Source organism: Methylobacterium sp. BE186 (assembly GCF_031457035.1).
Taxonomy (GTDB): Bacteria; Pseudomonadota; Alphaproteobacteria; order Rhizobiales; family Beijerinckiaceae; genus Methylobacterium; species Methylobacterium segetis.
In genome coordinates this window covers 12002-26837 of the sequence record NZ_JAVDVV010000031.1, presented here as the reverse complement: position 1 = coordinate 26837, position 14836 = coordinate 12002, and the positions used below count along the sequence as shown (strand labels likewise).

Here is a 14836-nt window from a genome sequence, read left to right as displayed (position 1 = left end):
CAGTCCGGTGCGTGATTGACTCGCTCGATGTCGATGAAGGCCGCACGTTTCGCGAGGTGACAGACACCTCGAGACCTATCCGTGCGGAGAATGGCGCGCCCGAAAGGATTCGAACCTCTGACCCCCAGATTCGTAGTCTGGTGCTCTATCCAGCTGAGCTACGGGCGCGCTGTCGACGCGGCGGCGTTGTTGGCCGGGCCGGTCGAGGGCGGTGTTTAGTGGGTCGTTCCGGGCTTGGCAAGCCCTTCCGACGGCCGAGTTTCGGTGGCCCCGCCGTGCATCCCCTGGCGCCTGCCAAGTTCGGCCCGGCCACCGCAATGCGGTCCGGTTCGGTGGCGGCTTCGGCGGCGAGCCCCCCCTCTCGGGGCGGGAATTCGACGTTTGCGGACGCACGCCGCCGCGCATGAACAAAATCTGGGCTTCAGATGACCGCGGGGGCACTGGAAATTTGGGCTCGGACCCGCATTATCTCACAAGCTCTGTGGAAGAATGCTGCAGGTACCTAGGCGGTTCGGCCTCGGTATCATGCTATGCAGGGCCCCGGCTGGAATGCGCCGCCACGCACCCCCGCCGGTGAGGCTTGGGTGGACAGCATGGTGGGTATGGTGAACGCTCCGAATGACAGTGCGGGCGCCCTCTGGGATCCGCTCCTGCTCGACAACCAGCTCTGCTACGCTCTCTACGCGGCCGCGCACCGCATGACGAAATCCTATCGTCCACTCTTGGAGCGGCTCGGCCTCACCTACCCGCAATACCTCGTGCTGCTCGTGCTGTGGGAAACGGAGGGGGTCACCGTCTCCGAGATCGGCCGTCGCCTGCGCCTGGATTCCGGCACCTTGACCCCGGTCCTGAAGCGGCTGGAGAGCGCGGGCCTCCTCGTGCGCAACCGGCGCCAGAGCGACGAGCGGGAGGTCGAGATCGGGCTCACCCCGCAGGGGCGCTCGCTGCGGGCCGAGGCGGTGCACGTCCGCCAATCCGTGATGTGCCAGCTCAATCTGAGCGAGCCGGAGATCCAGGCGATGCGCGCCGATCTCAACCATCTGATCGAGAACCTCTCCGCGCACGGCTGATGCCTGTGCCCGTGGCGCGCGTAGCCGGGCCGCGGCCTGAGGGCCCGTCCCAGCCCGCCGCACTCCGAAAATTTTGTTTGCCGGTTAACTTGGTGCTTGAGACACGCCGAGCTTCGCGCATATGGCGGGAGTGGCGAAGGCGTTAGGTCGCGTGCGGTCGTCGCGCTCGCGCCCGCATCGAAGCCCGCTCACGCACCCGCTTTCCCTGGAGGTCTCCGATCATCAGCCCGTCAGGATCCCCGCTCCCGTCACGTGACGCGCCCCCTGCCGCGTGCGGGATTGTCGGCGCGCGCTCGCGCGCGGGCAGGTCATGACGACGATCCCCCACGACGCCGAGCGCCCGACCCAGCGCCAGGTCGGCGCGCTGCCGTTCCGCAAGGCGGCCGATGGCAGCTACGCGGTGATGCTCGTCACCTCGCGCGAGAGCCGGCGCTGGGTCATCCCGAAGGGCTGGCCGATGAAGGGGCGCAAGCCCTTCGAGGCGGCGGCCCGCGAGGCCTACGAGGAGGCCGGCATCATCGGGAACGTCGGCAAGCGGCCGCTTGGATTCTACATCTACGAGAAGCGGCTGAAGAACCGGGACTCCGTGCTCTGCCAAGTGAAGGTGTTCCCGCTCGAGGTGCGCAAGCAGCTCAAGCGCTGGCCGGAGCAGAGCGAGCGCGAGCAGCGCTGGTTCGCGCCCTCGGAAGCGGCGGATGCGGTGGCGGAGCCCGGCCTCGCCGCCATCATCCGGGCCGCCCTGAAGCGCGAGGACGCATCGCGGGGCTGAGGATTGCGGAGCGCGCCACCGCGAAGATCGGCGCCCGCCGCGATTCCGCCGATTGCCAAGCCGGCCGCGATCCGCTAATGCCGCTCGCGGTCGGACGGGAACGCGCCAGCGCGACCCGCCACACCGCTCGCTGCGGTAGCTCAGTGGTAGAGCACCTCATTGGTAATGAGGAGGTCGAGAGTTCAATCCTCTCTCGCAGCACCAGCCCAACCCCTCCGCTTAACCTGACGCTTCGACGGTCGAAGGAATGGCGCGCGCAAGGCGCGGCGATTTCTCTGCCGCACGGCCGAATTCAAGCGGAACCTTTCGCGACATTTGCATGGAGCGGCTCGCGTCGTTCCGGGCGCGAATACCCAAGATTGCATAGACGAGAATGAACAACTCGCCCCATCGGGCGTTCGAATCCTTGGAAACAACCAAGGGAAGAGACATCCAATGACCACCAAGACGATCGCGCTCGCCGCCGCCATGGCCCTCTCGCTGACGGGTGCCGCCTGGGCGCAGACCGCTGCCGGCGGCGGAAGCGCCGAGGGCAACATGAACAGCCCGGGCAGCGTGAAGAGCAACAGCGAGAAGAGCATGGAGCGCGCCACCGGCTCCGCGACCGGCGGCACCGTGGGCGGGGCCGGGGCCGGGGCCACCACGGGCAGCACGGTCGGGGCGGGAAGCCCGCAGAGCGGCGGCACGGCCAAGAGCTCCGGCGGCGCCGAGGGTGGCACCTCGGTCGGCCGGCGCTGAGCGGCCGCGGAACGCGTGTAAGATTCGACGACGAGGGCCGGCATCGCCGGCCCTTTTTCGTGGTGCCGCGCCACGGGGCCCGGGAGGAACACCTCCTTCGCGGCCTCGGTTGGCCCCTGGAGAAGGAGTGTCGCGATGCTGAGACCGCTGCCGACTGCCCTGCTGCTGCTGTTCATCAGCGCCCGCGAGGCCCTCGCCCAGGCGACCTCGCCGGCGCCGCCGATCCCCGAGAGCAAGCCGGCCACGGCGAGCCCGCAGCCGCAGGACGTCGATCTCAACTGGCTCTGGCTCGTCCTGCTGCTGGTGGGCCTGTCGGCCGCGCTCTATCTCTACATGCGCCGGCGCCGGCCGCCGGTCGGACGATAGCCGGGCATCGGCCCGGTCGCGCCGGGAAACGGCTGTCCGCGACGGGAGGGGGAGGCCGATGCCGTCGATCTTCGAGGCCCACAGCTTCGCCATCACGGCGCATGCCGGGCAGATCGACAAGGGCGGCCAGCCCTATATCCGGCATCTCGAGCGCGTCGCCAACGCCGCCGTGAAGCGGGCAGGGCACGCCCGGGCGGTCGACCGCCTCGCCATCGACCCGATGGAGGTGATGCAGGCCGCGATCCTCCACGACGTTCTGGAGGACACGCCCAGGACCGAGGCCGATCTGGCGGCGGCGGGCTTCTCGGCGCCCGTCATCGCCACCGTGAAGATCCTGACGAAGCCGGTGCAGCGCACGCCCTATCCGGAGCGCACGGCCGCGGTGATCGCGAGCGGCAGCCTCGCCGCGATCCTGATCAAAATGTCCGACAACGAGGACAACCTCTCCCCCGACCGCACGCTGCCCGAGGGCGGCTTCCTGCGCGAGCGCTACGAGACATCCTTCGCCGCGCTGCGGGCGGCGGCCGCCTCGCTCGGCTATACCGGCGGCTGAGGCGCGGGGCGGCTTCAGCGCGGCGGGTAGGTGTGCTCGTCGGCCGGGAAGCGGCCGCTGCGGACCTCCTCCGCGTAGGCCTCGACGGCCGCCTCGATCTGCGTGCGCAGCGAGCCGAACGCCTTCACGAATTTCGGTGCGCGGTCGCTCAGGCCGAGCATGTCCTCGAGCACGAGGATCTGCCCGTCGCAGGCGGCGGTGGCCCCGATGCCGATCGTCGCCGCCGTGACGGTGTCGGCCGCCGCGATCACCCGGGCGACCGGCTCGACGATGCCCTCCAGCACGATCGCGAAGGCGCCGGCCTCGCTGATGGCGCGGGCATCCTCCAGGAGACGCGCCTCGTCGCCGGGGCCGCGCCCCTGCACGCGGAAGCCACCCATCGTGTTCACCGATTGGGGGGTCAGGCCGATATGCCCCATCACGGGGATGCCGCGCTTCGTCAGGAAGGCCACGGTGTCGGCGAAATGCGCGCCCCCCTCCATCTTGATCGCGCCGGCACCGGTCTCCTTCAGCACGCGGGCCGCGTTGAGGAAGGCCTGCTCCGGGCTCGCCTCGTAGGAGCCGAAGGGCATGTCGACCACGACCAGCGCCTTCGCGGTACCTCGCATCACCGCCTGCGCCTGCAGGATCATCATCTCGAGGGTGACGGGCAGCGTCGATTCGAGCCCGTGCATGACCATGCCGAGGGAATCGCCCACGAGGATCACGTCGCAATGCCGGTCGAGGATGCTGGCCGTATGGGCGTGGTAGGCGGTCAGCGCGATGATCTTGCGGCCCTCGGCCTTGAACTTCGCAAGGTCGACGGCGCGGACGCGGCGGGACTGCACCATCTGGGACATCGACTCAGGACCCTCGTTCACGCAGGCCGGGGCGGCGCAGCCGGCCGGACCTGTCCGGAAGATGGCCGCCCGCATCCCGTCGCGCGCTTATACAGCGCGCGGCGCCGGAAATCCTGCCGGAATGGGGCTGCACGGTGCGGACGGTGACAGACGTCGCGCGGGATCAAGCAGGGGAAGGGGAGGCGAGGCGAAGGCAGCCCGGGAGTGCCTGCGGCGATGTTTGCGGGGACGGCGTTTCGCCTGTCGTCCCGCTGCCCTTTGCGGGCGTTTCCTCCCAAGACGTCGGGCCGCTCCCGGGCGCTGCCTTTTTTCTGCCACAACCGAGGCAGTGTCAATCGGATCGAGCGCGGGCGGCCGGTCCGATGGCCTGATTTTTTGCGCGAAAGCGCCCGGGCCCGGCCTCTGGGCCGGCGCGTTCAGTACCGCGTGGTCAAGGCGTTGAGCCAGGCCGGGGAGGCCTCGACGAGGGCGGCCTCGGCGCGCTTGTCGAGCCCGGCGAGGATCGCGGCGCCCGCCAGGATCAGGAGAAGGCCGAGCGCGATCTTGAGGCCGTGCCCGGCCTGCAGGAGCCGGGAGCGCCACCCGGCCAGCACCTCGCGCGAGAGGAGGCCGAGCAGGAGGAGGGGGAGGGCGGCGCCGATCCCGAACAGCGTCATCGTGGCGGCCACCTGGGGCAGGTCGCGGCCCTGCGCCGCCAGGAGCGAGGCGGCGCCCAGCGTCGGGCCCACGCAGGGGCTCCAGACCGCTCCGAGCAGCAGGCCGAGACCGAACTGCCCTCCGAGCCCTGCCGTCGAGAAGCCGCCGAAGCGCGCGTCCGTCCAGTTGCTGAGCGGGCCGCCCGCGGCCGCAATCCGCGTCTGCAGCGTGGGAAGCAGGAGAACGAGGCCGAGCGCCAGCATCAGGCTCGCGGCAACCTTGCGGAACAGCTCCCCGTCGAGGCCGGCCGCGAAACCGATCGTGGCCACGAAGAGGCCGATCGCGACGAAGGAGAGCGTGAGACCGGCGGCGAGCGCCGCAGGCCCGAGGCGATGCTCGGAGGACGCCGCGCCGAGGACGAGTGGCAGCAGCGGCAGCACGCAGGGCGAGAGCACGGTCAGGCATCCCGCGAGGAAGGCGAGGGCGAGGCTTCCAGGCATGGCCGGAGATGTCCCGTGATCGGCGCGAGGACCTAGAGCATCTTCTCCAAGAGGGACTCGATCCATTCCGGCTGGGTCTCGCCGACGGAGCGCCCGACCTCGGTCGCGCCCTTGAAGGCGATGAGCGTGCTCTGCTGGCGCGCATCGAAGCGCCGCATCAGGTCCTTCTGCGTGTCGAAATCGATCTCGAAGATCTCGAGCCCCTTGAAGCGCGGATCCTCGGCGAGCTTGGCGAGGATCGGCTTCTGTGTGCGGCAGATCGGGCACCAGGGCGCGGCGACGGCGATGAGGATCGGGCGCCCCCCTTCCTGCGCGGCGGCGAAGGCCTCAGCCGAGAAGGGCCGCCCCGGCGCGGCGCGACCCTCGTTCGGGGCCAGCGCGAGCACGGCCACGGCTCCGAGGGCGAGAAGGGCACGTCGCGTCGTCGTCATCGGGATCTCTGCGGTGCGGGTTCGAGATCGTCGGCTCAGCGCTGCGGGGCGGCGGAGCGGGCCGCCCAGGCCGGGTCCTGGCGGACCACGCTCGTGTCGTGCCTCTCCTGCCAGCCTTCGACGCCCTCGGGCAGCCAGTATATCCGGGTGTAGCCCTTCGCGACGAGGCGCTTGGCCGCGTTCCAGCTGCCCCAGCATTCGGGATGGCAGAAGGTGACGACGGGCTTGCCCCTGTCGCCGCCGGTCAGGTCCTCGACGCGGCGGTAGAACAGGGTCTCCTCGTCCGGCGGCAGGGGCGCTGCGCCGGCATTCGGCAGCCAGGTCGCGCCCGGGATCGAGCGGTGGGCGGGGAGCCAGGGCCGCCCGGCCGGGAAGCCGTCGGGCTTTCGGTCCATGATCGCGACGTCGAGGAGCACGGGCTTCTCGGGCAGCAGCGTGCCCAGCGCGCCGACATCGATAACCGTCGCCCCCTTCAGCGTCGCCGGCGTGTAGCCGTGCTGCGGTCCGGTCCAGAGCTCGGCGGGCTCCGGCACGTCGACGGGCGAATCCGCCGGCGCCGCGGCGAGGAGCGCGGCGAGGGCGAACAGGGCGGCCCCGAGGCGCGGGGCGAGGGCGGATCGCGGCGGGTTCGGCACGCCCGGCCTCAATTGCTCGGCGAGGGCGCGGTGAAGCTGTGCTGCCACTGGCCGCCCTGGTTGTCGGTCGCGGCCACCTTGATCGGTCCGTTGCCCTTCGGCACGAAGGCGAAGTTGATCACCGGGTTCGACGAGATCGAGATGTCGCCGTCCATGGTGAAGACGTTCGCGTCGCCGTAGCTGACGGTCACCTTGTTGATGTAGCGGGCCGGGGTGTAGTCGCGCGTCACTTGGTTCATCTGCATGCCCGAGAAGTTCGGGTGGCGGATCATCAGGGTCGCCTCGACGGGCTTGCCGCTCTGCGCGTCGCCCGAGAACTTCATCTTCATGTCGCCCATGCCGCGCATGGCCTCCTCGTCGCTCATACCCATCGGGGCCGAGCAGCCGCCGGACGCCTTCACGAATTTCTGCGCCTCGAAGAGCTTGCCCTCCGCGGTCTCGGCGACCGCGTGGACGTTCGTGTAGTTGTTGATGCGCACGCGCAGCTTCAGCTCGCCCGGATCGGCGGCGGGGCCGAAGGTGAAGTGGGCGGCGTAAGGCGACGGGTTGTCGTCGATGATGAAATGGACGCCCTTGATCTTGTCCTTCTCGGGCATCGTCAGCGTGATCGGCACGAGCGCCGCGTCCATCGCCCGGGCCGGAGCGTCGACCTTGATCAGCGTGTCCGTCGGCTCGATCTTGCGGTCGCCGAAGATCGAGGTCGCGATCTCGGTCCAGCGGGCCTGACGCTCGGTATCGGAATCCGAGGCGCCGGCCGCGAGGCCCGGCATAGGGGCGAGCGCCGCCGCGAGGGCGGTGGACAGGGCGAGCCCGAGGGCGAGCGGGTGACGAGTCTTCATGGCGTTTCTCCTCACCGGAGGATGTGGCTCCGGGCCTATTCCCACTCAAGTTCCTTGTAGGCCTGCGTCACGTTGCGGCCGTTGTAGCTGTCGAACAAGAGCCAGTGATCGCGCTCGGATTGCGCGACGCTCTGCACCGCCTTCTCGATCGGGACGTCCGAGGCGATGGCGCGGCGCGTCTCGTCGCGCAGGGTGCCGAGATAGCGGGTGAGATCGGCGAGCGCCGGCGCGAGCTCGACGCTCGCCGGGCCGTGGCCGGGCACGGCCCGGGCCGCTCCCATCCGCTTCAACCGCTCGGCCTCCTTCAGCCAGCCGACGAGGCTGCCATCGAGGGAGGGGATCCGGTTGACGAAGAGCAGGTCGGCCGGGAAGAGCAGCCCGCTGCCCGTATCGAGCATGGACAGGTCGCAATTCGTGTGCGCCGTGCCGTGCGCGGTGAGGCGCAGGGTCCGGTCGCCGAGGTCGATCTCCGCTCCGTCCGTCACCGCCTGCGTCGGATAGACCACGCTACCCGTCCGATCGGCTCCCAGAATCTCCGCGAGGCGCTGCCGGTAATACGCGCCGCGCGCCTCGAGGGCGCCGCGCAGGGCGTGGTGGCCGATGATGATCGGCTTGTCCTCCGCGAAGGCCGCCGCGCCGAAGCAGTGATCCGGGTGGACGTGCGTGAGCACGACGTGACGGATCGGCTTATCCGTGCGCTTCCGGATCTCGGCCCGCAGCCATTGCCCGTCCGCGAGGCTCCCGCCCGTCTCGGTGACGAGCACGCCGTCGCGCCCGACGATGAAGCCGATATTCGCGATGGCGTCGGCGTTCTCGGCCGTCGCCTCCTCGTGCAATCCGCACCGGACGAAGACGCCCGGCCCGACCTCGCGCATCTCGAAGGCTTCGGCCGCGGCGCGCCCGAGACGCGGCAGGCAGCAGAGGCAGAGCCCGCCGAACACGGCCTGCCGGCGCGAGAGGGAGCGCGTCACCGCCCGTGCCCCGATGAACCCGAGGTCCCGTGCCGTCCGGCGCGCGATTCCGCCGTCCTCGGCGTCATGCGGTTTCCTCCCGGTTCTTCTCCCAACCATTTAGTAGGTAGATTTCCGGGGGCGTCAATGGGATAACCGGCTCGTGATCACGGCTGCGGCCTCGGGACGTCGGGCATGAGAGACACGCGTGCAGAGCTTCTGGCCGAGGCCGAGACCCTCGTCCGGGGACGCGGCTATTCGGGTTTCAGCTATGCCGACCTCAGCGCGGCGGTGGGCATCCGCAAGGCGAGCATCCACCACCATTTCCGCACGAAGGAGGATCTCGGCTTCGCCCTGATGCAGGCTTACGAGGCGCGCTACGAGACGGCCCTCGACGCGATCCTGGCCGAGAACCCGGACGCAGTCGCCCGGATCGACGCCTACGGGCGGCTCTATCTCGGCGGCGTCGAGCAGGGGCTCGGCTGCCTCTGCGCCGCCCTCGCCACCGAGGGCGAGGCGCTGCCCGCACGCCTGCGCGAGGCCGTGGTCACGTTCTTCGACCGGCACATCGCGTGGCTGGAGAGGGTGCTCCGCCAGGGCCAGGCCGAGGGCAGCGTGCGCGCCGGTCTCGACACCGCCGCCCAGGCCCGTTTCGTCATCTCGACCCTGGAGGGCGCGCTGCTGATGGAGCGGCTGCTCGGCGGTCCACCCGCCTTCTCGGCGACGCTCCGGGCCCTCTGCGCCAGCCTGCGCTGAGCCTCAGCCCGTCGATTCCGCGACGAAGCGCGCGTAGCCCCTGGCCCGCAGGTCGCAGGCCGGGCAGGTGCCGCAGCCATAGCCCCATTCGTGCCGCTCGCCGCGCTCGCCGAGATAGCAGGTGTGGCTCTCCTCGGCGATGAGGTCGACGAGCGCCCGGCCGCCGAGTTCGTCGGCGAGCTTCCAGGTCTGCGCCTTGTCGATCCACATCAGGGGCGTGTCGAGGACGAAGCGGCGCTCCATGCCGAGGTTGAGCGCCACCTGCATCGCCTTCATCGTGTCGTCCCGGCAATCGGGATAGCCCGAATAATCGGTCTCGCACATGCCGCCGACGATGTGGCGCAGGCCTCGCCGGTAGGCCAGCGCCGCCGCGAAGGTGAGGAAGACGAGGTTGCGGCCGGGAACGAAGGTGTTCGGCAGGCCGCCCGCTTCGAAGCCGATCTCGGTGTCGCGGGTCAGCGCCGTCTCGGAGACGGCGCCCAGGGCATCGAGGGCGAGCGTGTGGTCGGCACCGAGGCGGCGCGCCCAGGCCGGCTCGACTTGAGCGAGGCCGTCGCGCAGGCGCGCCCGGCAGGCGAGCTCGATGCGGTGGCGCTGGCCGTAATCGAAGCCCAGCGTCTCCACCCGGGGAAAGCGGTCCAGCGCCCAGGCCAGGCAGGTGGTCGAATCCTGCCCCCCCGAGAACAGAACCAGCGCCCCGTCGTCGGCCCTCGCATCCGCCATCGTGTCAGTCGCCCTCGTACTCCGCCCAGGACATCGGGGTCTCGCAGACCTTCACCCGCGACAATCCGGGCAGGCCGCCCTTGGTGCGATGCCAGATCCAGGCCGCGATATGCTCTGCCGTCGGGTTCTCCAGCCCCTCGATCTCGTTGAGGGTGTGGTGATCGAGGCGGGCAAGGATCGGCGCGAAGACGCGTTCCATGTCGTAGAAGTCGACGATCCAGCCCGTCCGCGGATCGACCTCGCCGCTCACCGTCAGCTCGACCCGGTAGGAATGCCCGTGCATCCGGTGGCAGCGGTGGGTCTCGGGCACGTTGGGCAGGCGGTGGGCCGCCTCGAAGGTGAAGGCCTGGGTGATCTTCATCGAACCATCTTCTGCGTGGTCCCGCGCGCCGTCCGGCGCGGTCAGGGTATGCCGATCATCTTGTGGGTCTGCACGGAGAGGCGCCAGCGCGCGTCCCCCCGGCAATAGGCCACCGCGTCCCGCGTATTCGCCGCGGCCTGCGGCCCGTCCATAGGCTGCAGCCAGCGATGGCGGAAGTCGAGGCCGACGAGGGCGGCCGGGTCGAGGCCGGCCTGGGGATAGACGAGCTTCAGCTCGTGGCCGCTCGTCTGCACGAGGGGATTGCCCGCCTTGGGGCTCACGCAGATCCAGTCGAGGCCGGCCGGCGCGGCCAGCGTGCCGTTCGTCTCGACGGCGATCTCGAAGCCGCGGGCATGGACCGCCGCGATCAGCGCCTCGTCGAGCTGGAGCAGCGGCTCGCCGCCGGTGAAGACCACGAAGCGCCCGTGCTCGCCCCCTTCCCAGGTGATCGCGATCAACGTCGCGAGCGTCGAGGGGTGATCGTATCGACCCCCGTTCGGACCATCCATCCCGACGAAATCCGTGTCGCAGAACGTGCAGGCGGCCCCCGCGCGATCCGCCTCGCGGCCCGACCACAAGTTGCATCCTGCGAAGCGGCAGAACACGGCGGCCCGGCCCGCCTGCGCGCCCTCGCCCTGCAGGGTGTGGAACACTTCCTTGACCGCGTACGCCATGGTCTCGTGAGGGGCCGCCCGGCGCCGGCGCCGGTGAGAAAACATCAATCGCGCCCCGCACATAGGCCGATGGCGGCCGGGACGCCAGCGGGCAGCCATGCGCGCGGCTCGCGCCAAACCTGTGGAGGGCGGCGCCCGCCATCCTCTCGCCACGGATCGCGCGTTGAAGTCGGTGCCAGGACGTCGCACGCTCAGGGTGCGTGTGGAGCGGCTGCGCCCTCTCAGCGTTGCTCCCGACTCGCCGAAGCTTGGCCGCGTCCTAGCTACCGTGCCGACCCGGCGCCGGGCCTGTGCCCGCCCGGCCCCTCTCGAGACAGGCCTGATGCCGAACCGAATGCTGAGCCGTTTCGCCCGAGGATTGTTCGTCGCGGTGGGACTCGTCGGGGCGGGCGCCGCCCACGCCGTCACGGCTCCGATGCTCGTGGTCGACGCCGATTCGGGCAAGGTGCTCTACGCGCAGGGCGCGACCGACCCCTGGTATCCGGCCTCGATCACGAAGCTGATGACCACCTACGTCGCCCTCGATCTGGTACGGCAGGGCAAGGTCACGCTCGACACCCTGCTCACGATCTCGCCCGCCGCGGCCGCGGAGCCTCCGTCCAAGATGGGGTTCAAGCCCGGCACCCAGATCACCCTCGACAACGCCCTGAAGATCATCATGGTCAAGTCGGCCAACGACGTGGCCTGGGCGATCGGCGAGAATCTCGGCGGCTCGGTCGAGGGCTTCGCCGACATGATGAACGAGACGGCGCGCCGCATCGGCATGCGCGAGAGCCGCTGGTCCAATCCGAACGGGCTTCCCGATCCGCGCCAGTGGACCTCGGCCCGCGACATGGCGATCCTCGGGCGCGCATTGATGCGGGACTTCCCCGATTCGCGTCCCCTGTTCTCGATCAGCGCCATCCAGTTCGGGCGTGCCGTGATGGCCAATCACAACGGCCTGCTCGGCCGCTACGCCGGCGCCGACGGCATGAAGACGGGCTTCATCTGCTCGGGCGGCTTCAACGTGGTCGCGAGCGCGACCCGCAACGGCCGCCGCATCATCACCGTCGTGATGGGCCAGCCCTCGGCCCGGGAGCGGGACCTCAAGGCCGCCGACCTGTTCGATTACGGGTTCGGCCAGTCGCCCGGCTGGACGGCCCAGAGCGTCGATGCCCTGCCGAGCTCGTCCCTGTCGGAGCCGCCCGACATGCGCCCCTACATCTGCGACAAGCGCAAGCCGATGCCGGTGGACGAAGGCCAGAGCGCCATCACCGCGAGCGCCGCCGCGGCCGGCGCCAGCGCCGACAACGCCAACGCGCAACTCATGGGTGCCGCCGCGCCGGCCTCCTCCGCGCTCGCCTTCGCCACCATGAACAGCGCGGCGCTCCGGGCGCGCTCCCTACCGCCGCGCGCGCCGCTGCAGCCCGTGCTCGTCTGGGTCGGCCGCGATCCGGCGGAGAGCCAGATCATGCTCAACGAGCAGGAGGAGGCCGAGAAGGCGCAGAAGCTCGCCGCCCGGACGGCGAAGCTCGAAGCCGCTAAGGCCAAGCGGGAGGCGGCCCTCGCCGCGAAGGCCGCCCGCGCAGAGGCGAAGAAGTCGGACGCGAAGCCCGAGGTCAAGCAGGCGGCGCGCAAGCCCGAAGCCCAGAAGGCGGCGGCGCGGGCCGGCGGCGTTCCGAAGGCGGCGACGGCCTACACCTCCGTCGAGACGAAGCCCGCGATTCCGCAGGCGAAGGGCGGCAGCAAGCCTCACGCGGCCAAGCCCGGTGCGGCCAAGCCCAGCGCGACGAAGACCGCTCAGGCCGCTCACAAGCCCGCCGCGAAGCCGACGAAGGCGAAGCCCAAGGAGTGATCTCGACCGGGGCCTGATCGCGCCCCATCCGGCGTGTCCGAGCCCGGTGCATCCTGAGGCCCGCAGCATCCCGCTTGCGGGCACCCGCTTCGGCCGGTAGGCCGATGCGATGACCGACGATCCGAGGCGCCCGGCACCGATCCCGCTCACCGTCCTCACCGGCTTCCTGGGCGCCGGCAAGACCACGCTCCTCAACCGTCTGTTGCGCGACCCGGACTTCGCCGACACCCTCGTCATCGTCAACGAGTTCGGCGAGATCGGACTCGACCATCTGCTGATCGAGACGATCGACGACGACATGGTCTTACTCGGCGCCGGCTGCCTCTGCTGCACCGTGCGGGGCGACCTGATCGCAGCCCTCGAGGACCTGCTGCGACGCCGCGACAACGGGCGGATCCGCGCCTTTCGCCGCGTCGTCATCGAGACGACGGGCCTGGCCGATCCGGGGCCGATCCTCCACGCGCTGATCTACCATCCGTACTTGGCCCTGAGGTATCGGCTGCAGGGCGTCGTCGCTGTGGTCGATGCCGTGAACGGCGCCGCCACGCTCGACACGCATCCGGAGGCGATCCGTCAGGTCGCCGTCGCCGACCGGATCATCCTGGCGAAGTCCGACCTCGATGCCGAGGCTGCAGACCGCTTGCGCGTCCGCCTGACGGCCCTGAACCCCGTCGCTGCGATCGCGGGGCCGGATGTTCCGGCCGCGGATCTCCTCGAAGGCCCGTTCGGCGTGGACGAGCGGATCTCGGGTCTCCGCGCCTGGCTCGGCGAGGCGGTGCCGGACGCCTACGCTCCGCGGGACGGTGACGTGAACCGGCACGACGCGTCGATCCGTGCCTTCTCTCTGACGAGCGACGTGCCGGTGTCCCGGGCGGCGCTCGAGATGTTCCTCGATCTGCTGCGCTCAAGCCAGGGCGCGAACCTCCTGCGCCTGAAGGGGCTCGTCGCGCTTGCCGAGGATCCTGAGCGTCCGCTCGTGCTGCACGGCGTCCAGCACGTCCTGCACGCGCCGGTCAGCTTGGCTTCCTGGCCGGACGAGGACCGGACGTCCCGCCTCGTCCTCATCGTCCGCGATCTCGAGCCGGCCTTCGTGGCCAAGCTCTGGGACGCCTTCCTCGGGCGGCCGCGCGTCGATGCGCCGGACGCGGCCGCGCTCACCGCGAACCCCCTCGCCATTCCCCACGGCTGATCCGGAATCGGGGCACCGGCCGCGGCACCATCCTTGTTCCCTGAGATCCCGCGGCGGCGGTGGGGCGCCGCTTCGTCCCATAGCGGGACGGCGGGCGGGAACGGAACGTAACGATGGTGCAACGTTTCACGGTGATCGCGGGCGGCTTGGCGGGATCCTCCCAGGACCTTCCGGCGGGTGAGCGGCATTGGCGGGTCGATCTGCGCTCGGTCGGCACCGTCGGCGAGCCGGAGATCGCGGCTTGGCGCGCGCTCCTCGTCCGGACCGGCTCCGCGCAGACGCCCTTCGCGGACCCCGACTATCTGTTACCAGCGGCCCGACATCAGAGCGCCGGGAGAGCCGTCGTCCTCGGGTTCGTCTGGTGTCGACGCGACGAGGGAGCCGAAGCACTCAGAGGCGTGCTCCCACTCGTCCTCGGAGGCTCACTCTGGCGCCGCAGCCATGCCGGCTTGTGGTCGCCGCCGGGCCTGCCGCACGGTACCGGACTGAGCATCGAAGCAAGTTGCGCGCAGGAGGTGGCATCGGCCCTCCGTGACGCGCTTGCCCGCGCGGGATGGCGCCTCGCCATGGCGCTCCCGGACCTGAACGCGGGAATGGCGCCGGAATGCCGATTCATGCTGTTGCCTGCGAGCGAGGCCCGATCCGGCCGTCGCGCGGTGCCGACGTCCCACATGGTCGGTGTCCGACCCGCGGATTTCCTCTCCGAAGAGTTCGAGAGCGTCTCCGAGCCAGGCCGCGTCCGCGACGCCGTCGAAGACTTCCTCGCCCTCGACGCGCGGACGGCCCGCCGCCCGATCGTTGCCGATCCGTCGGAAGCGGCGATGGTGCGGGTCGTGACGCGCCTGTTCGCCCGGCGCCGAGCCGTGAGCATCGACCTCGCGAGCCGGTCCGGCCTGATCGTCGCGGGAAGCCTCCGCCTCGGAACGCGGCGGACCCTGTGGCGCAGCGCCGTTGCGGCGGCCCAGACCTGACC

The 14836-nt window shown here is 70.4% G+C and carries 18 protein-coding genes and 2 tRNA genes; 10 read left to right on the top strand and 10 right to left on the bottom strand.

Going from position 1 to position 14836, the window contains the following annotated elements; genetic code table 11:
- Positions 1–91: 91 nt before the first annotated feature.
- A tRNA-Arg gene (locus J2X36_RS23125) sits at positions 92–168 on the bottom strand.
- Positions 169–602: 434 nt separating this feature from the next.
- Here J2X36_RS23125 and J2X36_RS23120 point away from each other — a divergent pair.
- The 6 genes from J2X36_RS23120 (at position 603) to J2X36_RS23095 (ending at position 3496) form a co-directional block, all read left to right on the top strand.
- On the top strand, positions 603–1070 hold the full coding sequence (locus tag J2X36_RS23120; protein ID WP_132251045.1) for a MarR family winged helix-turn-helix transcriptional regulator: 468 nt from the start codon (positions 603–605) through the stop codon (positions 1068–1070).
- Between the two features lie 310 nt (positions 1071–1380).
- Positions 1381–1839, top strand: a complete 459-nt coding sequence (locus J2X36_RS23115) for an NUDIX hydrolase (RefSeq protein WP_132251043.1) — start codon at positions 1381–1383, stop codon at positions 1837–1839.
- A gap of 129 nt (positions 1840–1968) precedes the next feature.
- Positions 1969–2043: transfer RNA gene (locus tag J2X36_RS23110), tRNA-Thr, on the top strand.
- A 231-nt stretch (positions 2044–2274) separates the two neighbouring features.
- A complete protein-coding gene (locus J2X36_RS23105; protein ID WP_310354194.1) occupies positions 2275–2577 on the top strand; it encodes a hypothetical protein in 303 nt (100 codons plus the stop codon).
- Positions 2578–2712: 135 nt separating this feature from the next.
- A complete protein-coding gene (locus J2X36_RS23100) occupies positions 2713–2943 on the top strand; it encodes a hypothetical protein (RefSeq protein ID WP_132251039.1) in 231 nt (76 codons plus the stop codon).
- Positions 2944–3001: 58 nt separating this feature from the next.
- Positions 3002–3496, top strand: a complete 495-nt coding sequence (locus tag J2X36_RS23095) for a phosphohydrolase (RefSeq protein ID WP_310354192.1) — start codon at positions 3002–3004, stop codon at positions 3494–3496.
- A gap of 14 nt (positions 3497–3510) precedes the next feature.
- Here J2X36_RS23095 and panB read toward each other — a convergent pair whose 3' ends face one another.
- The 6 genes from panB to J2X36_RS23065 all read right to left on the bottom strand — a co-directional run bounded on the left by panB (position 3511) and on the right by J2X36_RS23065 (position 8347).
- The gene (panB, locus tag J2X36_RS23090; protein ID WP_310354190.1) at positions 3511–4335 is read right to left on the bottom strand and encodes a 3-methyl-2-oxobutanoate hydroxymethyltransferase; all 825 of its coding nucleotides are present in this window, start codon (positions 4333–4335) and stop codon (positions 3511–3513) included.
- Between the two features lie 416 nt (positions 4336–4751).
- Positions 4752–5471 carry a cytochrome c biogenesis protein CcdA gene (locus J2X36_RS23085; protein ID WP_310354188.1) on the bottom strand — a complete coding sequence of 240 codons (720 nt, stop codon included), beginning with the start codon at positions 5469–5471 and terminating at the stop codon, positions 4752–4754.
- A 32-nt stretch (positions 5472–5503) separates the two neighbouring features.
- The gene (locus J2X36_RS23080) at positions 5504–5902 is read right to left on the bottom strand and encodes a thioredoxin family protein (RefSeq protein ID WP_310354187.1); all 399 of its coding nucleotides are present in this window, start codon (positions 5900–5902) and stop codon (positions 5504–5506) included.
- Positions 5903–5937: 35 nt separating this feature from the next.
- Positions 5938–6537, bottom strand: coding sequence for a rhodanese-like domain-containing protein (locus J2X36_RS23075; protein WP_310354185.1), 600 nt, complete (start codon positions 6535–6537; stop codon positions 5938–5940).
- An 8-nt stretch (positions 6538–6545) separates the two neighbouring features.
- Positions 6546–7376, bottom strand: a complete 831-nt coding sequence (locus J2X36_RS23070; RefSeq protein WP_310354183.1) for a quinoprotein dehydrogenase-associated SoxYZ-like carrier — start codon at positions 7374–7376, stop codon at positions 6546–6548.
- A gap of 35 nt (positions 7377–7411) precedes the next feature.
- Positions 7412–8347 carry a quinoprotein relay system zinc metallohydrolase 2 gene (locus tag J2X36_RS23065; protein WP_310354181.1) on the bottom strand — a complete coding sequence of 312 codons (936 nt, stop codon included), beginning with the start codon at positions 8345–8347 and terminating at the stop codon, positions 7412–7414.
- Positions 8348–8521: 174 nt separating this feature from the next.
- Here J2X36_RS23065 and J2X36_RS23060 point away from each other — a divergent pair, with 174 nt between their 5' ends.
- Positions 8522–9082 (top strand): TetR/AcrR family transcriptional regulator, encoded by a 561-nt coding sequence (locus J2X36_RS23060; RefSeq protein ID WP_310354179.1) that lies wholly within the window; start codon positions 8522–8524, stop codon positions 9080–9082.
- Positions 9083–9085: 3 nt separating this feature from the next.
- On the opposite strand, the gene queC is transcribed toward J2X36_RS23060, so the two are convergent.
- Genes queC through queE form a run of 3 tightly spaced genes read right to left on the bottom strand, consistent with a single transcriptional unit; the run spans position 9086 to position 10840 of the window.
- Positions 9086–9805, bottom strand: coding sequence for a 7-cyano-7-deazaguanine synthase QueC (gene queC, locus J2X36_RS23055; RefSeq protein WP_310354177.1), 720 nt, complete (start codon positions 9803–9805; stop codon positions 9086–9088).
- A 4-nt stretch (positions 9806–9809) separates the two neighbouring features.
- Positions 9810–10166, bottom strand: coding sequence for a 6-carboxytetrahydropterin synthase QueD (queD, locus tag J2X36_RS23050; RefSeq protein ID WP_132251019.1), 357 nt, complete (start codon positions 10164–10166; stop codon positions 9810–9812).
- 41 nt (positions 10167–10207) lie between these two features.
- Positions 10208–10840, bottom strand: a complete 633-nt coding sequence (queE, locus tag J2X36_RS23045) for a 7-carboxy-7-deazaguanine synthase (protein ID WP_310354176.1) — start codon at positions 10838–10840, stop codon at positions 10208–10210.
- Between the two features lie 322 nt (positions 10841–11162).
- On the opposite strand from queE, the gene J2X36_RS23040 reads away from it, so the two are divergent.
- The 3 genes from J2X36_RS23040 to J2X36_RS23030 all read left to right on the top strand — a co-directional run bounded on the left by J2X36_RS23040 (position 11163) and on the right by J2X36_RS23030 (position 14834).
- Positions 11163–12674, top strand: coding sequence for a serine hydrolase (locus J2X36_RS23040; RefSeq protein ID WP_310354174.1), 1512 nt, complete (start codon positions 11163–11165; stop codon positions 12672–12674).
- Positions 12675–12783: 109 nt separating this feature from the next.
- Complete coding sequence (locus J2X36_RS23035) at positions 12784–13863, top strand: GTP-binding protein (protein ID WP_310354172.1); 1080 nt, start codon at positions 12784–12786, stop codon at positions 13861–13863.
- Positions 13864–13976: 113 nt separating this feature from the next.
- Positions 13977–14834 (top strand): hypothetical protein, encoded by an 858-nt coding sequence (locus J2X36_RS23030; RefSeq protein WP_310354170.1) that lies wholly within the window; start codon positions 13977–13979, stop codon positions 14832–14834.
- Positions 14835–14836 lie beyond the last annotated feature (2 nt).

Bases quoted from the DNA above. Each gene is read 5' to 3' on its own strand.
- J2X36_RS23030 (WP_310354170.1), top strand. From the start codon at position 13,977: ATGGTGCAACGTTTCACGGTGATCGCGGGCGGCTTGGCGGGATCCTCC.
- queC (WP_310354177.1), bottom strand. From the start codon at position 9,805: ATGGCGGATGCGAGGGCCGACGACGGGGCGCTGGTTCTGTTCTCGGGG.
- J2X36_RS23080 (WP_310354187.1), bottom strand. From the start codon at position 5,902: ATGACGACGACGCGACGTGCCCTTCTCGCCCTCGGAGCCGTGGCCGTG.
- J2X36_RS23100 (WP_132251039.1), top strand. From the start codon at position 2,713: ATGCTGAGACCGCTGCCGACTGCCCTGCTGCTGCTGTTCATCAGCGCC.
- panB (WP_310354190.1), bottom strand. From the start codon at position 4,335: ATGTCCCAGATGGTGCAGTCCCGCCGCGTCCGCGCCGTCGACCTTGCG.
- J2X36_RS23060 (WP_310354179.1), top strand. From the start codon at position 8,522: ATGAGAGACACGCGTGCAGAGCTTCTGGCCGAGGCCGAGACCCTCGTC.
- J2X36_RS23115 (WP_132251043.1), top strand. From the start codon at position 1,381: ATGACGACGATCCCCCACGACGCCGAGCGCCCGACCCAGCGCCAGGTC.
- queE (WP_310354176.1), bottom strand. From the start codon at position 10,840: ATGGCGTACGCGGTCAAGGAAGTGTTCCACACCCTGCAGGGCGAGGGC.
- J2X36_RS23120 (WP_132251045.1), top strand. From the start codon at position 603: ATGGTGAACGCTCCGAATGACAGTGCGGGCGCCCTCTGGGATCCGCTC.
- J2X36_RS23095 (WP_310354192.1), top strand. From the start codon at position 3,002: ATGCCGTCGATCTTCGAGGCCCACAGCTTCGCCATCACGGCGCATGCC.
- J2X36_RS23085 (WP_310354188.1), bottom strand. From the start codon at position 5,471: ATGCCTGGAAGCCTCGCCCTCGCCTTCCTCGCGGGATGCCTGACCGTG.
- J2X36_RS23105 (WP_310354194.1), top strand. From the start codon at position 2,275: ATGACCACCAAGACGATCGCGCTCGCCGCCGCCATGGCCCTCTCGCTG.
- J2X36_RS23040 (WP_310354174.1), top strand. From the start codon at position 11,163: ATGCCGAACCGAATGCTGAGCCGTTTCGCCCGAGGATTGTTCGTCGCG.
- J2X36_RS23070 (WP_310354183.1), bottom strand. From the start codon at position 7,376: ATGAAGACTCGTCACCCGCTCGCCCTCGGGCTCGCCCTGTCCACCGCC.
- J2X36_RS23035 (WP_310354172.1), top strand. From the start codon at position 12,784: ATGACCGACGATCCGAGGCGCCCGGCACCGATCCCGCTCACCGTCCTC.
- queD (WP_132251019.1), bottom strand. From the start codon at position 10,166: ATGAAGATCACCCAGGCCTTCACCTTCGAGGCGGCCCACCGCCTGCCC.